19 protein-coding genes and 1 pseudogene are annotated in these 24,609 nt (G+C 64.9%); 6 read left to right on the forward strand and 14 right to left on the reverse strand.

The window, feature by feature from the left end; all coding sequences use genetic code 11:
- Positions 1-6 precede the first annotated feature (6 nt).
- Both H597_RS0111220 and H597_RS0111225 read left to right on the forward strand, forming a co-directional pair.
- Positions 7-837 (forward strand): SDR family oxidoreductase, encoded by an 831-nt coding sequence (locus tag H597_RS0111220; protein ID WP_028102229.1) that lies wholly within the window; start codon positions 7-9, stop codon positions 835-837.
- Positions 830-2,374 (forward strand): class I adenylate-forming enzyme family protein, encoded by a 1,545-nt coding sequence (locus H597_RS0111225; RefSeq protein WP_028102230.1) that lies wholly within the window; start codon positions 830-832, stop codon positions 2,372-2,374. Before H597_RS0111220 ends, H597_RS0111225 begins: the two co-directional genes overlap by 8 nt.
- Positions 2,375-2,405: 31 nt before the next feature.
- Here the strand turns inward: H597_RS0111225 and H597_RS0111230 are convergent, their stop codons facing one another.
- Complete coding sequence (locus H597_RS0111230; protein ID WP_028102231.1) at positions 2,406-3,020, reverse strand: TetR/AcrR family transcriptional regulator; 615 nt, start codon at positions 3,018-3,020, stop codon at positions 2,406-2,408.
- Positions 3,021-3,075: 55 nt separating this feature from the next.
- Here H597_RS0111230 and H597_RS0111235 point away from each other — a divergent pair, with 55 nt between their 5' ends.
- Positions 3,076-5,871 (forward strand): valine--tRNA ligase, encoded by a 2,796-nt coding sequence (locus H597_RS0111235; protein WP_028102232.1) that lies wholly within the window; start codon positions 3,076-3,078, stop codon positions 5,869-5,871.
- 161 nt (positions 5,872-6,032) lie between these two features.
- Positions 6,033-6,482 (forward strand): DUF2147 domain-containing protein, encoded by a 450-nt coding sequence (locus H597_RS0111240; RefSeq protein WP_035373909.1) that lies wholly within the window; start codon positions 6,033-6,035, stop codon positions 6,480-6,482.
- A gap of 64 nt (positions 6,483-6,546) precedes the next feature.
- Here H597_RS0111240 and H597_RS30545 read toward each other — a convergent pair whose 3' ends face one another.
- From H597_RS30545 to H597_RS0111265, 5 genes are all read right to left on the reverse strand, one after another.
- Positions 6,547-8,910 (reverse strand): efflux RND transporter permease subunit, encoded by a 2,364-nt coding sequence (locus tag H597_RS30545; protein ID WP_229632147.1) that lies wholly within the window; start codon positions 8,908-8,910, stop codon positions 6,547-6,549.
- Positions 8,907-9,977, reverse strand: a complete 1,071-nt coding sequence (locus H597_RS30550; RefSeq protein ID WP_035373912.1) for a WD40/YVTN/BNR-like repeat-containing protein — start codon at positions 9,975-9,977, stop codon at positions 8,907-8,909. Before H597_RS30550 ends, H597_RS30545 begins: the two co-directional genes overlap by 4 nt.
- A gap of 83 nt (positions 9,978-10,060) precedes the next feature.
- Positions 10,061-11,404, reverse strand: a complete 1,344-nt coding sequence (locus H597_RS0111255) for a DUF1329 domain-containing protein (RefSeq protein WP_028102234.1) — start codon at positions 11,402-11,404, stop codon at positions 10,061-10,063.
- Positions 11,405-11,427: 23 nt separating this feature from the next.
- Positions 11,428-13,359, reverse strand: a complete 1,932-nt coding sequence (locus H597_RS0111260) for a DUF1302 domain-containing protein (RefSeq protein ID WP_083941052.1) — start codon at positions 13,357-13,359, stop codon at positions 11,428-11,430.
- 200 nt (positions 13,360-13,559) lie between these two features.
- The gene (locus H597_RS0111265) at positions 13,560-14,972 is read right to left on the reverse strand and encodes a coniferyl aldehyde dehydrogenase (RefSeq protein ID WP_211232034.1); all 1,413 of its coding nucleotides are present in this window, start codon (positions 14,970-14,972) and stop codon (positions 13,560-13,562) included.
- Between the two features lie 151 nt (positions 14,973-15,123).
- Between H597_RS0111265 and H597_RS0111270 the strand changes: the two genes are divergently transcribed.
- A complete protein-coding gene (locus H597_RS0111270) occupies positions 15,124-16,047 on the forward strand; it encodes a LysR family transcriptional regulator (RefSeq protein WP_028102237.1) in 924 nt (307 codons plus the stop codon).
- A 7-nt stretch (positions 16,048-16,054) separates the two neighbouring features.
- Here the strand turns inward: H597_RS0111270 and H597_RS0111275 are convergent, their stop codons facing one another.
- Positions 16,055-16,735 carry a Crp/Fnr family transcriptional regulator gene (locus H597_RS0111275; RefSeq protein ID WP_028102238.1) on the reverse strand — a complete coding sequence of 227 codons (681 nt, stop codon included), beginning with the start codon at positions 16,733-16,735 and terminating at the stop codon, positions 16,055-16,057.
- A gap of 81 nt (positions 16,736-16,816) precedes the next feature.
- Here H597_RS0111275 and H597_RS0111280 point away from each other — a divergent pair, with 81 nt between their 5' ends.
- Complete coding sequence (locus H597_RS0111280; RefSeq protein ID WP_028102239.1) at positions 16,817-17,683, forward strand: sterol desaturase family protein; 867 nt, start codon at positions 16,817-16,819, stop codon at positions 17,681-17,683.
- Here the strand turns inward: H597_RS0111280 and H597_RS33230 are convergent.
- From H597_RS33230 to ruvB, 7 genes and pseudogenes are all read right to left on the reverse strand, one after another.
- Positions 17,680-19,188 (reverse strand): sensor histidine kinase, encoded by a 1,509-nt coding sequence (locus H597_RS33230; RefSeq protein WP_051293705.1) that lies wholly within the window; start codon positions 19,186-19,188, stop codon positions 17,680-17,682. The two genes, H597_RS0111280 and H597_RS33230, sit on opposite strands and share 4 nt — an antisense overlap.
- An 8-nt stretch (positions 19,189-19,196) precedes the next feature.
- On the reverse strand, positions 19,197-20,504 hold the full coding sequence (locus H597_RS33235; RefSeq protein ID WP_371850728.1) for a response regulator: 1,308 nt from the start codon (positions 20,502-20,504) through the stop codon (positions 19,197-19,199).
- Positions 20,493-21,094 (reverse strand): annotated as a pseudogene (locus H597_RS35480) (sensor histidine kinase); the annotation flags it as partial. The gene H597_RS33235 and the pseudogene H597_RS35480, both read right to left, overlap by 12 nt.
- A 10-nt stretch (positions 21,095-21,104) precedes the next feature.
- Entirely contained in the window at positions 21,105-22,151 is a 1,047-nt protein-coding gene (locus H597_RS34070; protein ID WP_229632148.1) for a GAF domain-containing protein, read from the reverse strand.
- A 71-nt stretch (positions 22,152-22,222) separates the two neighbouring features.
- A complete protein-coding gene (locus tag H597_RS30565) occupies positions 22,223-22,699 on the reverse strand; it encodes a hypothetical protein (RefSeq protein ID WP_154668054.1) in 477 nt (158 codons plus the stop codon).
- Between the two features lie 73 nt (positions 22,700-22,772).
- Positions 22,773-23,540, reverse strand: a complete 768-nt coding sequence (locus H597_RS0111320) for a glutaminyl-peptide cyclotransferase (protein WP_028102244.1) — start codon at positions 23,538-23,540, stop codon at positions 22,773-22,775.
- A complete protein-coding gene (gene ruvB / locus H597_RS0111325; protein WP_028102245.1) occupies positions 23,533-24,588 on the reverse strand; it encodes a Holliday junction branch migration DNA helicase RuvB in 1,056 nt (351 codons plus the stop codon). The genes H597_RS0111320 and ruvB overlap by 8 nt, the downstream gene beginning before the upstream one ends.
- Positions 24,589-24,609 lie beyond the last annotated feature (21 nt).

Raw genomic sequence — 24,609 nt, forward strand, 5'->3', positions numbered from 1 at the left:
AAACCCATGGATACGCTGCAAGGCAAGACCCTGTTCATCACCGGCGCGAGCCGGGGCATCGGCAAGGCGATCGCCTTGCGCGCGGCGCGCGATGGCGCCAACGTGATCATTGCGGCCAAGACCACCGAGCCCGATCCGCGCCTGCCGGGCACCATCTACTCCGCAGCCGAGGAGATCCGCGCCGCCGGCGGCAAGGCGTTGCCGCTGGTGGTCGATGTACGCGAAGAGGAGCAGGTCGCCGCCGCCATCGAACAGGGCGTCGCGGAGTTTGGCGGCATTGATATCCTGGTCAACAATGCCAGCGCCATCAGCCTCACGAACACGCAAAGCACGTCGATGAAGCGCTATGACCTGATGATGGACATCAATGTGCGCGGCACCTTTGTCTGCGCCAAGCACTGCATCCCGCACCTGCTGCAAGCGAGCAATCCGCACATCCTGACACTCTCGCCGCCGATCGACCTGAACCCGAAATGGTTCGCCCGCCACGCCGCCTACACCACGTCGAAGTACGCGATGAGCATGATCGTGCATGGCCTGGCCGCCCAGCTTGCGGAGGACGGGGTCGGCGTGAACGCGCTGTGGCCCCGTACGGCCATCGCGACGGCAGCCCTCAACGTCGCCATGCCTGGCGGCGCCAAGTACGGCCGCACGCCGGACATCATGGCCGATGCCGCCCACCAGATACTGACCAGGAAAAGCCGCACAACGAACGGCAACTTCTTCATCGACGAGGCGGTCTTGCGCGACAGCGGCATCACCGACTTTTCCCATTATCAGGTGACGCCGGGAGAGGAACTGATGATCGACCTGTTCGTGGAGCCCGGTCATGCATGACCGCATGCAGGATACCCTTGGCAACCTCGTGTCCCGCAGCGCGCGCCGCAACGGCGCCGCACCGGCACTGCTGGAAAACGGCCGCAGCATGTCTCACGCCCGCCTGGACGAAGACAGCAACCGCTTCGCGCACTACCTGCTCGCCGGCGGCCTGCAAGCCGGCGACAAGGTCGCCATGCTGAGCCCCAATTCGATGGACTTCGTGGTGGCGGCTTTTGGCATCCTGAAGGCCGGCCTGGTATGGGTGCCGGTCAACGCCATGCTGTCTCCGGCCGAAGTGGGCTATATCGTGCACCACGCCGAAGCGCGGCTGCTGCTGGTGGATGCCCAACTGGCCGCACATCCCGCCTGGAGCGCCGCCCTGCCGGCATTGGGCGTCCCCCTGCTGCGCTGTGCCAGCGGCACCGATGACGGCGACGGTACGCTGGCGCAGGCAATCGCCGGGCAAGCAGCCACGTCGCCCGAATTGGATATCGATGAGAACACACTGGCGCTGATCATGTACACCAGCGGCACCACCGGCAACCCGAAAGGCGCCATGCATTCGCACCGCTCGGTGCTGGCGGCGGTGATGTCGAACGCCGTCACGATCTCGGTCGTGCCGCGGGATGTGCTGTCGGCCACCCTGCCGCTATTCCACTGCGCGCAGTTCAGCATGTCCGCCGCCGCACTGGCTTGCGGCGCGGCGATCTCGCTGTCGCGCGGCTTCGATCCAGCCGCCGTCCTGGCCGCACTGCAACGAGACCGCGTCACCGTCATGGCTGCGCTGCCGGCCATGTATGGCGCCATGCTGATGCACCCGGCGCGCGCCGGAACCGATTTGTCCGCGCTGCGCCTCGCCATCTACGCCATGGCCCCCATGGCTCCCGTCCTGCTGCAACGCCTGATGCACGAGTTCTGCCCGCGCTTCGCCCTGGGCAGCGGCCAGACCGAGATGTTCCCGATGACGGTCTATTTCCCGCCCGAGCAGCAATTGCAGCGCAGCGGCAACTGCTGGGGCCAATCGACGCCGGTCAACGACACGGCCATCATGGACCCGGACGGGCAATTGCTGGGCGCGGGCGAGATTGGCGAAATCGTGCACCGGGGGCCCAACGCGATGCTGGGCTACTTCAAGGAACCCGAAGCCACGGCCGCCGCACGTCGCTTCGGCTGGCACCACACCGGCGACCTTGGCATGTGGGACGAGGATGGCCATCTGCATTTCAAGGGCCGCCTGAAAGACATGATCAAGACCGGCGGCGAAAACGTGCCCGCCATCCGCGTGGAGGAAGCCCTGCTCGGCCACCCCGCTGTCGCCGTGGCCGCCGTGGTCGGCCTGCCGCATCACGAATGGATCGAGGCGGTGACCGCCTTTGTCTGCCTCAAGCCGGGCCAGACTGCCGATGCCAGCGCACTGCAGGAACATTGCCGCGCCACGCTGGCCGGCTTCGAAATCCCCAAGCACATCGCGATTGTCGAAGCGCTGCCGATGACATCCACCGGCAAAATCCAGAAGCACGTGCTGCGGGCAAGTCACGAAAGCTTGTACCGCTAGCCTCCCTCGGGAGGAGGTGCTGAAATCTCACCTAAGCGCGCAGCAGGAACCGGATGGCGGACTCCGCCAGTTCATCGATGCTGACGCCCGCATCGCGCCGGTACCACTGCGCCGACCAGTTCAGCGCCCCGAACAGCCACAACCGGTCCAGCTTGCCCGGCGCCGGCCACTCGCCGGAAGCCTGCAGCTCGCGCAGCACCGCATCCCACAGCGCCTCGTAGCGATCCTTGGCCGCCACGATGCGCAGCTGCGCCTGCGCATCCAGCGCGCGCCACTCATACAGCATCACGTAGACAAAATCCTGGCCTGGCAAGAGCAAGGTCTCCAGGTGGGTGTGCACCAGGCGCCGCAAGGTTTCGCGCGGCGGCAACTGCAAAGCCGCCACTTCCTCGATGCGGGCCAACGCCTGCTGCATGCCCTCCTCGATCACCGCCTGCAGGATGTCCTGTTTGGATTTGAAGTGATAGAACCAGGACCCGGCCTGCACCCCGGCAGCCGCGGCGATATCGCGCACGGTGGTGTTGTCAAAACCCTTTTCTCGGAATAGTCTTGCTGAAACGGCAACCAATAGCACTTTCAGGCTGTCGGAAGCGGCCTGCGCGGGGCGGCCGCGCTTGCGGGGCGGGGGGGAATTGCTGGCGTCCATGTCCCCAACAATCTACCTTATAATGAAAGTTTTCGCCAAATTTACAGCCCAAATCATGGAATTAGCCAAGTCTTTCGAGCCTGCCGACATTGAACAGTTCTGGCGCAGCGAGTGGGAAAAGCGCGGTTACTACGCAGCCTCCCTCGACCTGAGCAAGCCGTCCTTCAGCATCCAGCTGCCGCCGCCGAACGTCACCGGCACGCTGCACATGGGCCACGCCTTCAACCAGACCATCATGGACGGCCTGACCCGCTACCACCGTATGCTGGGCCACAACACCGCCTGGATCCCGGGCACCGACCACGCCGGCATCGCCACCCAGATCGTGGTGGAGCGCCAGCTGGACGCGCAGAAGGTGTCGCGCCATGACCTGGGCCGCGAAAAATTCGTCGAAAAAGTATGGGAGTGGAAGGAAAAATCCGGCTCCACCATCACCGGCCAGATGCGCCGCATGGGCACCTCCCCCGATTGGAAGCGCGAATACTTCACCATGGACGCCGAGCGCTCCCAGGTGGTCTCCGAAGTCTTCGTGCGCCTGTTCGAACAAGGCCTGATCTACCGCGGCAAGCGCCTGGTCAACTGGGACCCGGTGCTGGGCACCGCCGTCTCCGACCTGGAAGTGGTATCGGAAGAAGAAGACGGCTCGATGTGGCACATCAAGTACCCGCTGGCCGACGGCAGCGGCCACCTGGTGGTCGCCACGACCCGTCCTGAAACCATGCTGGGCGACGTCGCCGTGGCAGTCGACCCGACCGACGAGCGCTACACCGCGCTGGTGGGCAAGATGCTCACGCTGCCGCTGGTCGGCCGCGAAATCCCCGTCATCGCCGACGAATACGTCGACAAGGAATTCGGCACCGGCTGCGTGAAAATCACCCCGGCGCACGACTTCAACGACTACGCCGTCGGCCAGCGCCACAAGCTGGACATGCCGTCGATCCTGACCCTGGACGCCAAGATCAACGAAAACGGCCCAGCCGCCTACCAGGGCATGGACCGCTTCGCCGCCCGCAAGCAGATCGTCGCCGACCTGGACGCGCAAGGCTTCCTGGTCGAAGTGAAACCGCACAAGCTGATGGTGCCGCGCGGCGACCGCACCGGCGTCGTGATCGAGCCGATGCTGACCGACCAATGGTTCGTCGCCATGAGCAAACCGGCTCCTGAAGGCACCTTCAACCCGGGCAAGTCGATCACCGAAGTGGCGCTGGAAAAAGTCGCCAGCGGCGAAATCAAATTCGTTCCTGAAAATTGGAGCACCACCTATAACCAGTGGCTGAACAACATCCAGGACTGGTGTATTTCGCGCCAGCTGTGGTGGGGCCACCAGATCCCGGCCTGGTACGACGAGCAAGGCAACGTCTACGTCGCCCGCAGCGAAGAAGACGCGAAGGCACAAGCCGCCGCCAAGGGCGTGAGCGGCACGCTGACGCGCGACAACGACGTGCTCGACACCTGGTTCTCCTCCGCCCTGGTACCGTTCTCCACCCTCGGCTGGCCGAACGAAACGCCTGAACTGCAGGCCTTCCTGCCGTCGTCGGTCCTGGTCACCGGCTTCGACATCATCTTCTTCTGGGTCGCGCGCATGGTTATCATGACCAGCCACTTCACCAACAAGGTGCCGTTCAACACCGTCTACGTGCACGGCCTGGTACGCGATTCGCAAGGCCAGAAGATGTCCAAATCCAAGGGCAACACCCTGGACCCGATCGACCTGATCGACGGCATCGGCCTGGACGCACTGGTGGCAAAGCGCACCACTGGCCTGATGAATCCGAAAGACGCGGCCAAGATCGAAAAAGCCACCCGCAAGGAATTCCCGGACGGTATTCCGGCCTACGGCACCGACGCCGTGCGCTTCACCATGGCTTCCTACGCCTCGCTGGGCCGCAACATCAACTTCGACCTGGGCCGCTGCGAAGGCTACCGCAACTTCGGCAACAAGCTGTGGAACGCCACCCGCTTCGTGCTGATGAACACCGAAGGCCACGACTGCACCGCCAACGAGGCCGACCTGTCCGCCGCCGACAAGTGGATCATCTCCGCCTTGAACCGCGCCGAGCAGGAAGTGCACAAAGGCTTCGCCGACTACCGCTTCGACAATATCGCCTCCACCATCTACCAGTTCGTCTGGTACGAATACTGCGACTGGTACCTGGAACTGGCAAAAGTCCAGGTGCAGCAAGGCACGCCGGGCCAGCAGCAAGCCACCCGCCACACCCTGCTGCGCGTGCTGGAAGTGATCCTGCGCATGGCGCATCCGATCATCCCGTTCGTTACCGAGCAGCTGTGGCAGACCGTTGCCCCGCTGGCCGGCAAAGGCGGCGAAGGCCAATCGATCATGACCCAAGCCTACCCGCTGCCTAACTTTGCGGCCATCGACGAGGCGGCCGAAGCATGGATCGGCGAGCTGAAGGGCCTGACCGATGCGGCGCGCAACCTGAAGGGCGAGATGAAACTTTCGCCGGCTGTGCGCGTGCCGCTGCTTGTGGAAGCATCCAGCGCCGACAAGGCAAAGATGGAAGCATTCGCACCTTATGTGCAGATGGTAGGCAAGTTGTCGGAAGTGCAGATCGTGGACGCCCTGCCGGAGTCGCCAGCCGCCGTCTCCGTGGTCGGCACCACGAAGCTGATGCTGAAGGTCGAAATCGACGTGAAAGCGGAACGCGAGCGCCTGTCCAAGGAAATCGCCCGCCTGGAAGCGGAGATCGCCAAAGCCTCGGCCAAGCTGTCGTCCGAATCCTTCGTCGCCCGCGCCCCCGCGGCCGTGGTCGCGCAGGAAAAGGAAAGGGTCGCCAACTTCGGCGCCACCCTGGCCAAGATGCAGGAACAACTGGCCAAACTTCCAGCATAAAAGCCGGGGTCAGCTCTGGCAATCGGACAAAAAGGCGCACTCAGGTGCGCCTTTTTCATTTCTAGAGTATTTCCTCCAAAAAAAATAGCATGAGCGTGCGGTGTCGTTGCGGGCCTTACGCTAAACTGGGTTTCCCCAAACCTATAAAAGAGACACAACCCATGCGCCTTATCCGCACCGCGGCGCTGGCTGCAGCGGCTTTGCTGGCTGCCGCTCCCGCCATTGCCCAAGAACCCTCCCCTGTCGGCCTCTGGAAGAATATCGATGACGTTTCCGGCAAGCCGAAAGCCCTGATCCGCATCACCGAGGAAAACGGCACCCTGCAGGGCAAGATCGAAAAACTGTACCGCGCTCCGAACGAGGAACAGAATCCGGTCTGCGACAAGTGCACCGATACGCGCAAGGACAAGCCGATCGTTGGCATGGTGATCGTCTCCGGACTGAAGAAGGACGGCAGCGAGTACGGCGGCGGCGAGATTCTCGACCCGAATAACGGCAAGGTTTACAAGAGCAAGCTGGAAGTTGCCGACGGCGGCAAGAAGCTGAAAGTACGCGGCTATATCGGCGTGTCTTGGCTGGGCCGTTCGCAGACGTGGGAACGCCAGGAGTAAAACCGGTAAACCAGGGTCAGACCCGCAGGGTCAGACCCTTGGCTCCGACCCTGCCCTACCGGTATTAACGCTTAGGCAGCAGCAACGACGCCAGCGCCGGAATCATCACAATCGCCCCCACCATATTCCACAGGAACATGAACATCAGAAGCAGGCCCATATCCGCCTGAAACTTGATGTCCGACCAAACCCAGGTCAGCACCCCCAGCGCCAGCGTGACGCCGGTCAGCGCCACCGCCACACCGGTAGTCTTGAGCGTCTCGAAATAAGCTTCCTTCAGCGCCATCCCCCGGTCCAGGAATCCCTGCAGCCGGTTGTAGATATAAATGCCGTAATCGACCCCAATACCGATACCCAGCGCAATCACCGGCAAGGTCGCCACCTTCACGCCCAGCCCCAGCCGCGCCATGATGGCCTCGCACAGTGCTGAAGTGATATACAGCGGCACCATAATGCAAATGGTCACGCGCAGCGAACGGAATTCCCACCACACCAGCAGCGCCACGATGGCATACACCAGCACCAGCATGGTGATTTCTGCCTGCTTGATCACGATATTGGTGGCCGCCTCGATCCCCGAATTGCCCGCCGCCAGGATGAACTCCGCCTGCAGCGTATTGTTCGCCTTCGCGAAGGCCTCCGCCGCCTGCACCACCCGCGTCAGGGTATCGGCCTTATGATCGGCCAGGAACACGAGCACGGGCAGCATCGAGCAATCGTTGCTGTACAACTCGGACGGAATCATGCGCTGCGCCGAATTGGACACGAAACGGTTGCGCGACAAGGCCTGCCACTTCAAGCTGCCGCCGTTCACATTGGAGATGATCCGCTTCTGCACCGTGAACAGCGAAGTGGTCGACTCCACGCCCGGCACGTTCTCCATCTCCCACTGGAAGCGGTCCACCACCTCCGCCGCCGGGTAAGCGCCGCATTCGCCGGCCGGCGTCTTCACCATCACCACGAACACGTCCGAGCTGGTCGAATAGTGCCCGGTGATGAAAGCGTTATCGCGGTTATAGCGCGAATCGGCCCGCAGTTCCGGCGCGCCGGGATCGAGGTCGCCGATCTTCAGGTCGCGGTTCAGCGCAAAGGCGGTGGCGAACACCGCCAGCGCGCCCAGTACCGCCAGGCGGGCGAATTTTGGCTCCGCAAAACGCGACAGCTTGTGCATGAAGCGGTGCTTGCGCTTGGCCTTCCTCGCCTGGTTGCGCAGGCAGGCATCGGTCACGCCCACATACGACATCAGGATCGGCAGCAGGAACATCTTGGTCAGTACGATCACCGCCACGCCCACCGAAGCGGAAATGGCCAGCTCGCGGATCACGCCGATCTCGATCACCAGCAAGGTCGAGAAGCCGACCGCGTCGCACAGCAGCGCAATGGTGCCGGGAATGAACAGCTGGCGGAACGTCTGCTTGGCAGTTTCCATATCCGATTTACCGGACAGGCGCTCGGTCGCCATGGTATTGATGTTCTGCACCGCATGCGACACGCCGATGGCAAAGGTCAGGAACGGCACCAGGATCGAATACGGATCGAGTCCGAAGCCCAGCAGCCGCACAATGCCCAGCTGCCAGATCACCGCCAGCGAACAGCAGAACACCGTCACCAGGGTCGACTTCCAGCAGTGCGAATACCACAGCAGCAGCGCCACCGTCATGGCGAACGTGATCGCGAAGAACATGCCGATCGCCTTGGCGCCGTGAATCAAATCGCCCACCACCTTGGCAAAACCGACGATGTGGATCTTCACACCCTGCGCTTCATACTTGTCGCGCACCAGCTTTTCCAGGCGCTCTGAGAACAGACCATAATCGAGCTTGGTCCCCTTATCGGGATCGATCTCCAGCAAAGGCACCTGTACGATGGTGGACTTCTGGTCCGCCGCCACCAGGCTGCCGATACGTCCCGAGCGCGCCACGTTCGCCCGTACCTCGTCCAGCATGGCCGGCGAACCGTCAAAGCCCTGCGGGATGATCTGGCCGCTGTTCATGCCCGTTTCTGTGACCTCCATCCACTGCACGTTCGGCGTCCACAGCGACTTCAGGTTGCCGCGGTCGACGCCGGGAATGTAGAACACTTCGTCGGTCACCGCCTTCAGCGTATCCAGGTACTCTTTCGAGTAGATATCGCCTTTGCCCGCCTCCACCGCGATACGGATATTGTTACCCAGCGGGCGCAGCTCGTTTTCGTATTTCAGGTAGTTGGCAATGAAAGGGTGCGTGGCCGGCACCATCTTCTGGAAGCTGGCGTCCGGCTTGAGCTGCGCGGCCTGCCAGGCAAACAGCAGCGACGCCGCCAGGAAGGCCAGCATGATGAGGAAGCGGTGCCGGAACAGGCGCGGCTCCAGCCAATGTTCGATGGAATTGAAGCGCTGGTGGCTCTGCTCCATCGCCTCGCAGGCTTTTTCACTATCGTCGCGCATCATCTCCCGCCCTCCCGCACGCCGCCGATACCGGACAACAGCAGCGCGCCGCCCACGTCCAGCATGCTGGATGTCGGCACCGCATCGCCCTGGCGCAGCACGCGGAAACTGGCGCCGTCGTCCTCGCTGCGCAGCAGCGCGCCGTCCTGCGCAGCCAGCACAATGCTGCTGCCCTGCATGGCGCCGCCGACCAGGCTCTTTTTCGTCACGGCCGGCGTTTCGCGCCATGTAGCCCCGCCGTCTTCGCTGCGGAACACATGGCCGCCGAAGCCGTAAGCCAGCATGCTGCGGCCGGTGAACATCACCCCGTACAGCTGGCCGCTGTAGCCGGTCTCGCCGCGCTGCCAACTGGTACCGCCGTCCGTCGAGCGGTAGACGTAACCGCCCTCACCTGCGATGGCCAGGATGCCGCCCGGGCCGCCCGCCACCGCGTTGTAATGCAGGCCTTCTGGATTGGGCAGGCCGGCGCCCATGGAAGTCCAGTTTGCCCCGCCATCCGTCGTGCGGAAGGCCTGGCCGTAGGCGCCCACCGCGTAGCCCGTTCTGGCATCGCCGAACCATACGCCAAACAAGGGGCGCGACGGACCGAATTTGGCCGCCGCTTCGATATCTCCCAGCGCGTTTTCGGCGTCGGCCAGGGCATTGCCGCCCGCCGCCCGCGCCTTTTCCACTGCCGCCCTGGCGTCGGCCAGCATCAGCGCATTGGCCTGCTTGCCGTCAAAGCGGCTGGTCCATTGCGCCCCGCCGTCATTGGTGGACAGGATGGCGCCATCGTGGCCGACCGCCCAGCCGTTGGCCGCATCGGCAAACGCCACCCCGGTCAGCGTGACCGACACCGGCACCCGGGCCTGGCGCCAGGGCGCGCCTGCGCCGCCGTCGCGCACCACGATGATGCCGCGCTCGCCCACCGCCACCGTGCGCTGCCCGGCCTGGGCCAGCGCCAACAGCATGGCCTTCGGCGCACGCGCCGCCATGCGCGCCGGCGTTTGCAGCGGATCGCCCGCCACGGCCGGCAAGCCCGCCAACGCGCCCAGCAAGGCTGCGCCGGCCTGTATCAACACTTTTTTCATGCTCCGCCTGCGAAAAAATGGGCGCAGCGCTCCATGGGAACGCAAGCGCCCGAAGAGACACCCCCAAAGCCCGCTGCGCCCTCTTAGTTGGAAGAGCGGCGCAACGTATCCGGCGTGAAGTTCGACGGGTCGAGCTTCACGCCAAATTTCATCGGTTTCTCCTGGTTGGAGATGCCCGACAGCAGGTAGCGGCGTGCCTGCAGGTCATAGAACACTTCGTTGGCGAAGTAATGGGTCATCGCATCGTAGTACTGGATGCCGCCGATCTCGTGCACGCGCCACAGCTCACCGCGTCCGTCGTAGGCATCGGTGTGCGCGACTTGCCAGCTATCCTCGTCGATGTAGAACACGCGCTTGGCGTAGATATGGCGCTTATCCTTCTTCAGCGTCGCTTCCACCACCCAGACCCGGTGCAGCTCATAGCGCACCATGTCCTGGTTGATGTGGCCCGGACGCACGATGTCGGCGTATTTGACGGCCTTGTTGGTCATCTTGTAGTTGTTATAGGAGATCAGCATCTCCTTCTTGCCGACCAGCTTCCAGTCGTAGCGGTCCGGCGCGCCGTTGAAGCCGTCGTAGTCGTCGGTGGTGCGCAGACCATCGGCGCCCTGGCCCGGCGAGTCGTACGCCACGTTCGGCGCGCGCAGCACGCGGCGCTGGCCCGGGTTGTAGGTCCAGGCCAGGCGCGATTCCTTGACCTGGTCGAGCGGATCCACCACCAGCAGCGCGTCGCCGGCCACCGACGACGGGCCGGTCAGGGTCGCCATGTAGTACAGCAGGCGGTTCGGTTCCGGATTGCTCATGCCCTGGGCGAAGGCCACTTTCTCGGTGCGGGTCACGGGCGTAAAGGCGCCGTTGGTCTGCACCGGGAATTCGGCCGTGTGGCGCTCGATGGTGCCGCCGCGATAGCGCATCAGGTGGTTCCAGATCACCTCCACGCCGGTTTTCGGAATCGGGAACGGCACCGTGGTCTTGCTGATGCCGGTCACGCCGTTGCCGCCGCCGGTCAGCTCGGCCTTGGAAGCCTCGGCCTTGACGGTGTCGTACACCGCCTGCGGGTAGCCCGCCGTGCGGTAGGTCTTGTAGACATTCATCTTGTAGCTCGGGTAGCGCTTCAGCATCTCCATCTGGCCCGGCGTCAGCACGTCTTTGTACTTGTCCATATTGGCGGCGGTGACGGTGTACAGCGGCGCTTCGTTCGGCAGCGGGTCGGCATAGCCGTTCTTGCCGTCGAAGCCGGCCGGCGCCTTGGTCAAGCCGCCGCTCCAGGCCGGGATGGTGCCGGCCTTGTTGCCTTCTTTTTCCGCGCCGACCGGAGTCAGGTCCTTGCCCAGGCGATCCACTTCGTTTTGCGCCAGGCCCGCCAGTGCGCCACCCGCGATGCACGCCAGCGCCGCGGCCAGCAAGCTTTGCTTCATCATCTTCATCTACATGTCTCCTCAGTGCTTTTTTAGAAGTTGGCGCCGATCACGAAGGACATATTGTCCCGGTCGTGGAACTGGTCGTACTTGGCGCTCTTGTTGTAGCTGGTGTAGCTGATGTCCGCGTAGTAGCGGTTGTTGTAGTCCGCGCGCAGGCCGATGCTGCGGGTCTGGCGGTCTTCGACGAACAGGTTGTCCGCGGCATAGCCTTTCACGTCGTGCGCGAAGTAGACGCGCGGCTTGAGGTTGATGCCGGCCAGGGCGTTCGGGAACAGCAGTTCCGCCGACAGGCGATAGCCCCAGGCGCTGCTGGTGGCGTAGCCCTGGTTCTCGCAGTAGGAGGCATTCGGCTGGACGCCGGCCGGACCGCAGGTGCCGCCCAGCGCCGCCGTGGGACCGAAATTGAACATGAAGGCGCGCACGTAGCGGGTGCTGGTGTTCGGGTCGCCGATGCCGCTCCACTTCTGGCCCGCCACTTCGCCCAAGAGCGTCAGCGAGTCAGCGCCCAGCACCTGCGGAATCTGGCGGATGAAGGAAAGCTGCACCTGTGTCTTGTCCTTGCGGTCGTAGCCGTGGATCACAGTGCCGGTCGGTACGTTCGGGTCGCGTGCAATGGCCGCCAGCTTCGCTTGCGGGCCGATGCCCAGCGCCGTGCCGACCAGCAGGTCGATAGCGTTGATCTGCACCGGGATATCCTTGGTGCGCGATATCTCACCGAACAGCGAGAAGCCCCCGACTTCGGTGGCGGCCGACAGGCCCATGGTCTTGACGTTCTCGCCGCTGTAATCCCACACGATATTCCCGGGCGGCAGAACGGCCAGCGTGCCGAGCGAAGGCGCCAGCGCCGGCACGGCCTTGGCCAGCTGCGCGATGCGGCCCGACCACACCGACGGCAGGGCCGACGGCTGCTTGACCACCGAAACGATCGGCGAGTGGCCGTGGTAGCGCGCGAAGTAGACACCGAAGTCGGTGGCGATCGCATCGGCGAAGTAGTGGCTGGACAGGCCGAACTGGCCCGAGTCCTTCGGCTTGATCTTGGTGGCGGTGGTCATGCGGAAGTTCAGCGGCATGGAGCGCGACAGGCCCATCGAGGCCAGCACCGGATCCAGCGCGGCCGGCAGACCGGCCAGGAACGGCCGGCCGTTGTACTGGCCCTGGTCGTCCAGCTTGGTGCCGTCGCCGAACAGCACGGTACCGTTATTGCAGTTCAGCGAATCGGCCGCCGACCAGTAGGTGCCGCAGCCATCGACCACGTTCTGGCGCCAGCCCAGGTTGTAGAAGGCTTCCACCGAGACGCCCTTGCCCAGGCCCAGATTGAACATCAGGGCCGGCTGCGGACGCAGGATCTCTTTGACCTGGGCGCCCGGACGGCGCGCGGCGCTGGTGTCGAAGGCGCCCATGGCGTTAATCCCCGGCACGAACAGGCTCTCGCCCCAGTTGATCACCTGGTTGCCCAGCTTGACGGACACCGGTTTGCCGCCCAGGTCCCAGTTGGCGAACACATAGGCGTCGGCCAGCGCCGCGCCATCGAAGGTGGACAGGCGGTCAAAGCCGTTGTCGCTCAACTCCGTGTTCGGCACATAGCCGTTGTTGAAACTGCCGTGCGGCACATTGTGGCTCTTGAGCACCTGGTCGTACCAGGCGAAGCCGCGCATGAACAGGCCGTAAGTGTCGCCTTTGAGCTCGAATTCGCCGGTCAGCTTGCCGACGGTGGAATAGGCATCGTGCTTCTTGAAGTTCAGGTTGCCGTCATCGGCGCCGGCGCCGGCCGTGCCGCCGTTGACGACGGAGATCAGGTTCTTGTCCGCATCCTTCATGCGGATGCTGGTGCCGACCGAAGCGTTGAGGGACCAGCGTCCCTCCAGTCCATTGTCGGTGGTGAAGGTATCTGCGTGCGCCAGCGGTACCGCAAGCGCAGCCGCCACGGCGAGCGCCATGGTACGGTTGTACTTCCTCGTCATCCTTGTGTCTCCTAATGGTTTTGTTTTACAGCTTTTTAACCAGCTTTATTCAACTGCTTAAACTGCGAATCCAAATCATCTTCTACACACTGCCTTTGGCATGGCTACGCGGCAGGCAAGGTAGCCTAACACTTCATTGCGCGCACGGGAACTGGCGTGACGCGCAATGACAACCGGGCGAGCGAAACGCCCGCTAGCCTTTACATATGGCGCTTCAGGAAACCGGCCAGGGAATCGAACAAGGGGCCGTAAGGAGGACGGAACAGGCCGAAACCGTTCAACCGCGCCTGGCGGTAGATCGGCTTCTGCTTGGAGAAGGCAAGGAAACCATGCTCGCCGTGGTAGGCGCCGATGCCGCTCGCACCCACGCCGCCGAACGGCAGGTTCTCCTGCGCCGCATGCCACAGCGCGTCGTTGACGGTGACGCCGCCGGAAATCGTCGAGCGCAGCACCAGGTCGCAGTTGCTGCGCTCCCGGCCGAACCAGTACAGCGCCAGCGGGCGCTCGCGCTGGTTGATGAAGGCGATGGCCTGCTGCAGCGTGTCATACGCCACCACCGGCAGCACCGGCCCGAAAATCTCCTCGCGCATCACCGCCATTTCAGGGGTGACGTTCAGCAGCAGCACCGGCGCCATGCGGCGCTCGCCGTCCGCGCCCAGCCGCACCGCCATCGCGCCCTGCTCTTCCGCTTCGCGCACCAGTTGCTGCAGGCGCGCCAGGTGGCGTTCGCTGATGATGCTGGTGTACTGCTGGTTGCCCGCGTACTGCGGGTACATGGCGGCGGCCGCGGCGGTGACTTCGCGCACGAACTCGGTCACGCGGGCGCGCGGCACCAGCGCATAGTCGGGCGCCACGCAGGTCTGGCCGGCGTTGAACAACTTGCCGAAGGTCAGGCGCGGCGCCGATTCCGCCAGGTCGCAGCTCTCGTCGATGATGGCGGGCGACTTGCCGCCCAGTTCCAGCGTGACGGGGGTCAGATTGTGCGCCGCGGCGACGGCCACCTGGCGCCCCACCGCCGTCGAGCCGGTGAAGATCAGGTGGTCGAACGGCAGCGCGGCGAATTCGCGGCTGACATCGACGCCGCCTTCGACCACGGCCAGTTCGTCCGGGCTGAAATACCGGGCCGCCAGTTGCGCCAGCAGGCGCGAAAAGGCCGGCGTCAGCTCGCTCGGTTTGATCATCACGCGGTTGCCTGCCGCCAGCGCCGCCGCCACCGGCACTAGCGCCAGCTGGCAAGGGTAGTTCCAGGGCACGATATTGCCGATCACCCCCAGGGGCTGCGGCATGATCTGGCTCGATCCCGGCAGCATATGCAGCGGGGTCGCCACGCGGCGCGCGCGCATCCAGCGTCCCAGCTTGCGGCGCTGCTGGCGGATGGCCGACAGCACCACAAACAGCTCGGTCAGCACCATCTCCTGCCGCGCGCGGCCGCCGAAGTCGGCGCTGATCGCCTCCAGGATGGCCGCCTCGTTGCCGGCCACCATTTCATGCAGCTTGTCCAGGCGCTGGCGCCGGGCCGCGGCGCTGGGCAGCATATCGGCGTTGAAGGCGGCGCGCTGGGTTTCCAGCATGTCGGCGAGGGATGCTCCAGCGTTCTGCAGCGGTGCGTTCATGGCTCTCCTGGTCTTGTGGCTATTATTTTGCAGGCCGGCTTGGATGGGCGAATGCCGGCCATTATTGAAAAGAGTATGTGTTTGGCACTACTATTCGTCCAATGCATTGTACTCATTGATCCAATGCATAGTGCGCATACTAGGAGATTGCATGGATTTCAAGCGCCTGCGCTACGCGCTGGCGGTGGCCGACGAGGGCAATTTCGTCCGTGCCGCCGAGCGTATCAGCATCAGCCAGCCGGCCCTGTCGCGCGCGGTGCAGGCCCTGGAGGAAGAGCTGGGCTTCCTGCTGTTCGACCGCGGCAACCGCAACGTGGCGGTGACGGTGGCCGGCGCGGCCTTCTTCAACCACGCGCGCCGCATGCTGTTCGATGTGCGCAATATGGAGCACGACCTGGCCCTGTTGCGAAATGGCGACAGCGGCCACGTGGCCTTCGGCGTCGGCCCCCTGCACTCGGGTGCCCTGCTGCCGCGCGTGCTGCGCCAGGTGCGCGCCGGCCAGCCGGGGATCCGGCTGTCGGTCACCATCAATACCTCCAGTTACCTGCTGGACCACCTGCGCGCCGAGGAAATGGAATTCTTCATGTCCGACGTGCGCCTGATCGAACCGGCGGAAGACCTGATCATCACCCATGAGTGCCGCCAGTACGGCGGCATCTACTGCCGCCCCGGCCACCCTTTGCTGCGGCGCAGCGACCTGGCGCCGACCGACCTTCTGCCCTACGGCATGGCCGCGCCCACCATGCCCGAGGTGCTGATGGTGCAGATGAACCGCCTATTCCGCCTGCCGCCCGGGCGCAACCTGCCCATCATGCTCAGTTGCGACAGCGTGCACACCCTGGTCGACGTGGTGGCGGAAAGCGACCTGCTGCTGATCTCCAGCCACGCGGCGCTGGCCGAGGCGGCCGAACTGGGGCGGCTGGAACAGGTGCCGGTGCCGCTGCCGCCGCTGTGGGCCGATATCGCCACCATCCGCCTGCGCGGCCGCACCCTGTCGCCGGGTGCGCAGCGCGTGCTGCAGACGGTGCGCGCCATCCTGTCGCAGCTGGCGGGAACGGAGATGCCGCGCCAGTAAGCGCGGCTCAGGCGGCGGCCGCGGCGCGCAGCAAATCCAGGTCCAGCACTTCAATCTGCCCATAACGCAGGGCGATCGCCCCGCTGCGGGCCAGCGCACGCAGCTCCGTGTTCAGGGTGGTGCGCCCCACGCCCAGCATCATGGCGATATGGTCCTGCGAAGCGACGATGGTGCTGCGCGCACTGCTGGCGTTGGTCAGGTCCCCGCGCGCCAGCATCAATAAGCGCCGCGCCAGCCGCGCCCGGGTTCCGTGCAGCGCCATGTCCGCCACCAGGCCCAGCGCGGCGCGCAGGCGCTGCGCTTCCAGGCGGGCGATGGCGTAGGCAAAATCGGCATGCCGCATCAAGGCTTCGAAATGTTCGGCGCTGACGGCCAGCAGTTCGGTATCTTCCTGGGCGGTTGCCGTGGCGGCCCGCGGCAAGTCCTCCAGCAGCGCCGTTTCGCCGAACCAGTTGCCCGGTTCGACAATGGTCAGGATCGCCTCATTGCCATTTTCGTGCATGACCGACAGGCGGATCGCGCCGGAGGCGACGCCCCAGATGCCGTCGCGCACCTTGGCCGCAGGCTCGCCCTGCAGGTAGAGCATCGCGCCCTGGGCCAGCCGCATGGGGCGCGCCGCCGCCAGCATGGTCCGGGCATGGGCGGGCGGAAGCGCTGCGAACCAAGGGTTATCGAAGAACACCTGCATTTAAAAATCCTGAATTGCACGGAATTGAACAATTTTCGCGGGTAAGGCATTGCATCATGGCGGCGACAGGAGGCAAAACACATGGATCAAGACATGATATATCTGCTGCTCGCGCTCGTGATCGCGGGCCTGGCGACGGCGGAATTCGCGAGCCGCCGCTACCGCGAGACGGTGCATGCCAGCGCCAATGATACAACGCTCGAATTGCTGATGACAGCCAGCCTGCTGGCGCTGACGCAACCCTTCATCCTCTTCTGCACCCATCTGCTGGGCCAGTGGCTGGCTCCCGGCATGCGCGGCGCCTGGGCCGGGATACCGTGGTGGGCCTGGGCCGGTCTGCTGCTGGTGGGCGACGACATGACGCAGTACTGGTGGCACCGCATGTCGCACTCGCCGCTCCTGTGGCCGCTGCACCGCGCCCACCATTCCGCCTGCTACATGAGCATTCGCATCACCTACCGCAACAACTTCTTTTACTACCTGATGATGCCGGGCCTGTGGGTCGGCGGCGCGCTGCTCTACCTGGGCTGCGGCTGGATGTACTTTGCCTATGTCTTCGTCAAGCAGACGGTGATCCTGGGCGCCCACTGCGCCTGGGCCTGGGACGCACCGTTGTACCGGATCCGGGCGCTGCGCCCCCTGGCGTGGCTGGTGGAGCGCACCATTTCCACGCCCGCCACCCACCGCGCCCATCATGCCATCACCAACGACGACGGCATCGGCCACTACAAGGGAAATTTCGGCAACCTGCTGTTCTTCTGGGATGTCGTCTTCGGCACCGCCCACATCACGCGCCGCTATCCGGCCGAAGTCGGCCTGCGCGACGACCAGCTTTTCGGTGCCGAGCGCTGGGACAGGCAGATGTTCTATCCCCTGCTGCAATCGAAGCGGGAATACAGCGCGCTGAAGTTCGGGGGAAAAATCTATGGCAACGACGAGCAGGCCTAGCCAGCCACCAGCGGCAGGGTGAATTCGAAGCGCACGCCTTGCCCGGGCACGCTGCTCAGGCTCACGCTGCCGTTCAAGGCGCCGCATACCAGGTTGTTCACGATATACATGCCCAGCCCGGAACCGCCAGCCCCGATCTTGGTGGAGAAGAAGGGCTCGAAGATCCTGGCCTGCACTTCGGGAGCGATGCCGACGCCGTCGTCGGCATAAACCAAGTGGACCGCGTCGCCCGCCACACTGGCCGTAATCGACACTTTGCCGCCGCCGCGGCCCTCGAAGCCATGCAGGATGGAGTTGACGATCAGGTTATTGAAGATCTGCTCCAGGTGGCCGGGATACGAATCCATCTGCACCCCGTGCGGTACCTGCAGCGCCCCCGTCACATGCGCCTGGCGCATCATGCGCCCCAGAGTCACCAGGCTGTCCTGCAGGCAGGTGTGCAGGTCGAACCGGCGGCGGCGCTGGCTGGTCTGGTCCACCGCCACATTCTTGAAACTCTCGATCAGCTCGCGCGCCTTGTCGGCGCTGCGTATCAGCACCTCGCTGGCATCCCGGCATTCGCCGGTCGACTGGATCAGGCAGGAGCGCGTCAGCTTGCCCGCCAGCGCGTTGTCGGCCAGCTCGGTGACGCGGTCGCGCAGCGTCGACGCCAGCAGCACCAAGTTGCCAACCGGGGTATTCAGCTCGTGCGCCACGCCGGCCACGATGCTGCCCAGCGCCACCATCTTTTCCTGCTCCACGATCTGCTGCAAGGCTTGCCGCAGCTCGCAGCTGCGCGCCGCTTCCGCTTCCTTGCGCTGGGTGATGTCGCGCACCAGCGCCGCGAAGACGGGCGGCTGCGACTGCGGCAGCTGCCACTGCGACAGTTCCACATCGAATTCGCGTCCTTCGCGATGGCGCGCGCGCTGGCCGCCGCCCTGCGCCGGCGGCAGCACCCTGGCGGCCGGCTGGCCCAGCATCTCGTCGCGGCGCCAGCCGAACAGCGCCTCCGCCGCGTGGTTCCAGTCCGTGACCAGGCCGTGGCTGTCGGTGGCGATGAACGCTTCGCTGGCACTGTCGATGACCATGCGCAGGCGCTGCTCGGACGCGTGCAGGGCCTGGGTGCGCTCCCGCACCTTGGCGTACAGCTCGCACAGCACGGCGACCTTGTTGCGCAGCACCGCCGGTTCGATCGGCTTGTTGAGGAAATCGACCGCGCCCATTTCGTAGCCCTGGAACTGGCGCACCTTGTCGTGCAGGCCGGCGGTGACGAAGATGATGGGCAAGTGGCGCGTGCGCGGATTGGCGCGCAGCAGTTCGGCTGTTTCCAGGCCGTCCATCCCGGGCATCTGCACATCCAGCAGCACCACGGCGAAATCGTGCTTGAGCGACTGGCGCAGGGCGTCATTGCCGGACATGGCTTTCACCATATGCAGCGGCTGCGGCATATCTTCCAGCAAGGCTTCCAGCGCCGTCAGGTTTTCCTGTCGGTCGTCCACCAGCAGCACCGGGATGGCTTGGTCCATGCGCTCCCCTAGCGTCTTGTCCACACCCGCAACAGCGACAGCAGCTGGGCGGTATCGATCGGCTTGGCGAGGTAATCGCTGGCGCCCGCCTCCAGGCATTTCTGATGGTCGCCCGGCATGGCCTTGGCAGTCATCGCGATGATGGGCAGCTCCTTGAAACGGGCATCGGCGCGGATCCGGCGCATCGCTTCATAACCGTCCATCTGCGGCATCATTATATCCATCAGCACGACGTCGAAACCCGCTTCGGCGGCCAGCTTGTCGAGCGCCTCCTGCCCGTTCTCCGCCTCCACCACCTGCACGCCCCGGTCGCCTAGCAGGCTGGCGAGCGAGAACAGGTTGCGCATATCGTCGTCCACCACCAGAACCTTGCCTCCCGCAAGGGCCAAGGCTTCCTGCTCCACCGCGTGCCCGCCCTGCTCCACGCTATGCAGGAATAGCTGCACTTCGCTGAGCAGCCGTTCCGGGCTATGCCTGCCTTTGATGATGATGCTGCGCGCATGGCGGTTCAGCACGCGCAGTTGTTCGCGGTCCAGGTCCTGGCCCGAATGCACCACCACAGGCACGTGGCGCAAGGCCGGCGCAGCCTGCACGGCCTCCAGCACCTCGTAGCCGGACATGTCCTGCAGGCCCAGGTCCAGCACCATGCAGTCGAAGTGGCTATGCGCCAGCAATTCCAGCGCCGCGCGCCCGGACTTGCAGCGTACCACCTCGATGTCGCGCCCCGCCAGCAAGGCTGCCAGGCTGCTCAACTGGCTCTCGTCGTCCTCCACCACCAGCACCCGTTTCAAGGCACCGGCCCAGGCCTGCTCGATGGCGTCGAATACCTGCGCCAGCTGCTCGCGGCTGACAGGCTTGCTCACCAGGCCGAGCGCCCCCAGGTCGCGCGCGCGCTGCCATTCGTCAAGGCAGGAAATGAAGTGTACCGGCAGGTGGCTGGTGCGCGGATCCGCGCGCAGGCGGCGCATCACTTCCCAGCCGTCCATGCGCGCCATCATCACGTCCAGCAGCACGGCATGCGGCGCCTCCAGCTGCGCCAGTTGCAAGCCCTCCTCGCCGTCGGCCGCCACCAGCGGGGTATAGCCGCGGCCATGGACGAAGTCGGCCAGCAGGTGGGAAAAGAAGGGATCGTCCTCGACAATCAGGATGCGGCGGGTGCCGCCCGCGCCCGGCGCCACCGGCAGCGTCGTCGCCACCGGGGCTGGCACGGCTGGCCGTGCTGCGGCGTGGTCGGTGCTGCCCGCCTGCAGCGGCAGCATGAAGGTGAACGTACTGCCTTCGCCTTCCTTGCTGTGCAAGTGCAGCGCCCCGCCCATGGTGCGCGCCAGCTGCAGCGAAATCGACAGCCCCACCCCGTGCCGCCGTAATGCCGGCTGATACTGCCATCGGCCTGGCGGAAGGCTTCGAAAATCGTCACCTGCTTATCCATCGGAACGCCGATGCCGGTGTCGCTGACGGCGAACGACCGCTGGTCAGCCGCCACCGACACCCGCAGCGCCACGCTGCCCTGGTGCGTGAACTTGATGGCGTTGGCCAGCAGGTTGCGCAGCACTTGCAGCACGCGCTGGCGGTCCATCTGCGCCGCGGCGGGCGTGCCCGGCAGGCGTTCGATCAGCAGGGCCAGGGCTTTCTGCTCGGCCTGCGGCTGGAATTGCGCCTGCAGCTCCTCGCACAGGCCGGCCAGCTCCACCGGCTCGATATGCAGCTCCACCTTGCCCGCCTCCATCTTGGCCAGGTCGAGGATATCGTTGATCAGGTTGAGCAGGTCGCGCCCGGCGGTGTGGATGGTGCCCGCGTATTCCAGCTGCTTCTCGTTCAGGTTCCGCCCCTTGTTCTCCTTCAGCAGCGCCGACAGGATCAGCATGGAATTGAGCGGCGTGCGCAGTTCATGCGACATATTCGCCATGAACTCGCTCTTATAGGCGCTGACGCGCTGGATTTCCTCGCGCTGCCGTTCCAGCAGATCGGCGCGCTCCTCCAGCTCCGAATTGCTTTGCTGGAGCTCTTCCTGCTGCACCCGCAATTCCTCCGCCTGCTGCGCCGTTTCCGCCAGCAAGGCGCCCGTGCGCTGGCGGGTGATATTCACTTCCAGCCCGATCGCCATGGCCTCCAGGCTCAGGTCGACGAAGGCCAGCTCGTTCTCGCTGAACGCGCGGAAGGCGCCCAGCTCCATCACCCCCACCATATTGCGCCCATGCTGCAAAGGCATCACCAGCACCGCGGACGGCGCCGCGTTGCCCAGGGCCGAACTGATTTCCAGGTAGCCCGGGGGGGGCGGCGCCGACCAGCACGCGCTTGCCGTCGCGGATAGCCTGCCCCGCCAGCCCTTCGCCCGCCACCACGCGCTGCGGATGGCGCTCCAGCACCAATCCATAGCCGGCCAGCAGGCACACGCCCGCGCCCTGCCCTTCGTCCACATACAGCGCGCCAACGCGCGCGCCCAGCAGCCTGGCCAGGAAGTCGAGCAGGCGCTGGCTCAGCACCGCCAGGTCCTGTTCGCCGCGCATGACGGTGTTGAGTTCATTCTGGCTCGACTTGAGCCAGTCCCGCTCACGCTCGGCCAGGTTGCTGCTGCGTAGCGCCTCCGTCATCTTGGCGAACGCCTCGTCGAAGCTGCGCTGCGACTCCGCCAGTTCCGCCACCGATTGCAGCAAGTCGCCCGCCTCGTCGTGCGCCACGCCGCTCATGTCCACCTCGGGCAAAGGCACGGGCGTGAAGCCGTGATCCAGGTTGCCGCCCGCGAGGGCTTGCACCGCTTCCACGTGGCCGGCGCGCGAACTGGCCAGGGCGCGCGCCGAATCCAGCGCCCGATGCAGCGGCCGTGCCACATTGCGCTGGTAGAAAATGCGCAGTGAAAGCGACACCAGGGCCAGCACCGAGCCGAAGGCGATCAATACCCAGCTCGCAATGCGGGAGGCGCGGGCCGCCTCCCGCGTCGAATCGACTTCCAGTACACCGCGCACATCGCCCAGCTTCCAGTCGGTCTTCGGGCTTTGCGGGTGGCTGTTATGGCAGGACACGCAAGCCTGGGCGCTCATGCGGTCGGCCAGGGCCACGCGCACCGTGTTTCGGTCCGGGAGAACACGCCCTCCGGCGTCTTCTGCAGGTAGTTCCAGGCATCCTGCGCGAACTGGTCGCTGGGGCGCTCGCGCCGCTGGGGGAAGGGATAGGGGCTGTACAGCTTGACCGCGGTGCCGCTGCCCTGCATCAGGGCGCTCAGGTCGTGGATCATGGTGGCCGGCAGCGGGATCGCGTTCTGCTTGGTGCGATAGTCCGCGTCGACCTGCAGATCGGACTGCGACAGCACGCGCGCCGCCACGTTTTCGGTGTAGTACTTGCGCAGCAGCAGGAACTGGCGCACGGTGGCCTGGGCCGCATCGACCGCATCCCGTTCCGCGTTATCGCTGATCAGAACAGGCAATAATGCCGAAACGACCAGAGCGCAGCCTGCCAGCAGCGCGCCGACATGCAGGAACAGCTTCCAGAACAAGCTGCTGGAACGAGCGCGCACGGTCAGTCTCCGCCAGGATGAGTTCTCACCCTATTCTTGCGCGGAAAACTGGCCGAGGCAAGCCTACCGAAAGTTACTTCTTCTTGTGGGACTTCAGCTCGATCTCGAACAGCTTCGGCCAGCGCTTGCCGGTCACAAACAGGCGGCGCGACTTGGCGTCGTAGGCAATGCCGTTCAGGACATTGTCGGCATCCGCCCCCACCTTGGCGGTGGCGGCCAGGCCGGACAAATCGATCCAGCCCAGCACCTGGCCGCTGGCCGGGTCGATGCGGGCGATGCGGTCGCTCTGCCAGACATTGGCATAGATCTGCCCTTCCACCCACTCCAGTTCATTGATCTGCATCAGCGGCTGGCCATCGGCGGTCACCTGGATGCGGCGCTGTTCGCCGAAAGTCTTGGGATCGAGAACGCGGATCTCCGGCGTGCCGTCGCTCATATACAGGCGCTCGCCGTCGCTGGTCAGGCCCCAGCCCTCGCCCAGGTAATTGAAGGTGCCCTTGATGGCGAAACTGCCCTGATCCATCACATAGCCGGCCTGGTTCATCCAGGTGATGCCGACGATGCTGTCGCCGTGCGGCGCAATGCCTTCGCCGAACACTTTTTCCGGCAGATCGCGCTTTTGCAGCACCTTGCCGGTGGCCAGCTCCACCTTGCGCACCGAAGACGCTCCGTACTGGCCCGTGCTCTCCCACAGGAAGCCATCCTTGAAGAACAGGCCCTGGGTGAACGCTTGCGGATCGTGCGGGTAAGCCGCCTTGATTGCATATCCTTGCACCGGCACGGCGGCCGATGCGATTTGCGCGGCCAGCGCCGCCGCGCCCAGCGCTACCAGCTTACGCATCCCACAGGTCCCCGCTGGCGTTGGTGCGCGGCGGGTTGACGCCGAAATGCTGGTAAGCGAGCGCGGTGGCGACCCGGCCGCGCGGTGTGCGTTGCAGGTAGCCCTGCTGGATCAAGTAAGGTTCCAATACATCCTCGATAGTATCCGCGGCCTCGCCGATGGCGGCCGCCAGGTTGCCGATGCCGACCGGGCCACCGCCGAATTTGTACAGCACCGCTTCGAGCAGCTTGCGGTCCATCACGTCGAAGCCCGCGTGGTCGACGTCCAGCATGCGCAGCGCCGCATCGGCCTGCTCGCGCGAAATGTCGCCGTTGCCCTTCACTTCCGCATAGTCGCGCACCCGGCGCAGCAGGCGGTTGGCGATACGCGGCGTACCGCGCGCGCGGCGGGCGATTTCCACCGCGCCGGCGTCGTCGATATTGGCCTTCAGCAGCGCGGCGCTGCGGGCGACGATCTTCGCCAGTTCATCGGTGGTGTAGAACTCCAGGCGCGCCACGATGCCGAAACGGTCGCGCAGCGGGTTGGTCAGCATGCCGGCGCGGGTGGTGGCGCCGACCAGGGTGAAGGGCTGCAGGTCCAGCTTGACGCTGCGCGCCGCCGGGCCTTCGCCGATCATGATGTCGATCTGGTAGTCTTCCAGCGCTGGGTACAGGATCTCCTCGACCACGGGCGACAGGCGGTGGATCTCGTCGATGAAGAGGACGTCGTTCGCTTCCAGGTTGGTCAGGATGGCCGCCAGGTCGCCCGGGCGCTCCAGCACCGGGCCGGACGTCTGGCGCAGGTTGACGCCCATTTCGCGCGCAATGATATTGGCCAGCGTGGTCTTGCCCAGGCCCGGGGGGCCGAACAGCAGAGTGTGGTCCAGGGCCTCGCTGCGCTTGCGGGCCGCCGTAATGAAGATTTCCAGCTGGTCGCGGATCTTGGACTGGCCGACGTATTCGTCCAGGTGCTTGGGACGCAGCGCGCGCTCAATGGCCTCCTCGTTGGGCGAGGTGGGCGCCGCATCGATAATGCGCTGCTCCGTGAAGTTGTCGGTTTGAATGCTCATGCCAGCTCGTTCAGAATGTCT

It is taken from the genome of Pseudoduganella violaceinigra DSM 15887 (assembly GCF_000425385.1).
Lineage (GTDB): Bacteria > Pseudomonadota > Gammaproteobacteria > Burkholderiales > Burkholderiaceae_D > Rugamonas > Rugamonas violaceinigra.

Bases quoted from the DNA above. Each gene is read 5' to 3' on its own strand.
- H597_RS0111220 (WP_028102229.1), top strand. From the start codon at position 7: ATGGATACGCTGCAAGGCAAGACCCTGTTCATCACCGGCGCGAGCCGG.
- H597_RS0111225 (WP_028102230.1), top strand. From the start codon at position 830: ATGCATGACCGCATGCAGGATACCCTTGGCAACCTCGTGTCCCGCAGC.
- H597_RS0111230 (WP_028102231.1), bottom strand. From the start codon at position 3,020: ATGGACGCCAGCAATTCCCCCCCGCCCCGCAAGCGCGGCCGCCCCGCG.
- H597_RS0111235 (WP_028102232.1), top strand. From the start codon at position 3,076: ATGGAATTAGCCAAGTCTTTCGAGCCTGCCGACATTGAACAGTTCTGG.
- H597_RS0111240 (WP_035373909.1), top strand. From the start codon at position 6,033: ATGCGCCTTATCCGCACCGCGGCGCTGGCTGCAGCGGCTTTGCTGGCT.
- H597_RS30545 (WP_229632147.1), bottom strand. From the start codon at position 8,910: ATGATGCGCGACGATAGTGAAAAAGCCTGCGAGGCGATGGAGCAGAGC.
- H597_RS30550 (WP_035373912.1), bottom strand. From the start codon at position 9,977: ATGAAAAAAGTGTTGATACAGGCCGGCGCAGCCTTGCTGGGCGCGTTG.
- H597_RS0111255 (WP_028102234.1), bottom strand. From the start codon at position 11,404: ATGAAGATGATGAAGCAAAGCTTGCTGGCCGCGGCGCTGGCGTGCATC.
- H597_RS0111260 (WP_083941052.1), bottom strand. From the start codon at position 13,359: ATGACGAGGAAGTACAACCGTACCATGGCGCTCGCCGTGGCGGCTGCG.
- H597_RS0111265 (WP_211232034.1), bottom strand. From the start codon at position 14,972: ATGAACGCACCGCTGCAGAACGCTGGAGCATCCCTCGCCGACATGCTG.
- H597_RS0111270 (WP_028102237.1), top strand. From the start codon at position 15,124: ATGGATTTCAAGCGCCTGCGCTACGCGCTGGCGGTGGCCGACGAGGGC.
- H597_RS0111275 (WP_028102238.1), bottom strand. From the start codon at position 16,735: ATGCAGGTGTTCTTCGATAACCCTTGGTTCGCAGCGCTTCCGCCCGCC.
- H597_RS0111280 (WP_028102239.1), top strand. From the start codon at position 16,817: ATGGATCAAGACATGATATATCTGCTGCTCGCGCTCGTGATCGCGGGC.
- H597_RS33230 (WP_051293705.1), bottom strand. From the start codon at position 19,188: ATGGACCAAGCCATCCCGGTGCTGCTGGTGGACGACCGACAGGAAAAC.
- H597_RS33235 (WP_371850728.1), bottom strand. From the start codon at position 20,504: ATGGGCGGGGCGCTGCACTTGCACAGCAAGGAAGGCGAAGGCAGTACG.
- H597_RS0111320 (WP_028102244.1), bottom strand. From the start codon at position 23,540: ATGCGTAAGCTGGTAGCGCTGGGCGCGGCGGCGCTGGCCGCGCAAATC.
- ruvB (WP_028102245.1), bottom strand. From the start codon at position 24,588: ATGAGCATTCAAACCGACAACTTCACGGAGCAGCGCATTATCGATGCG.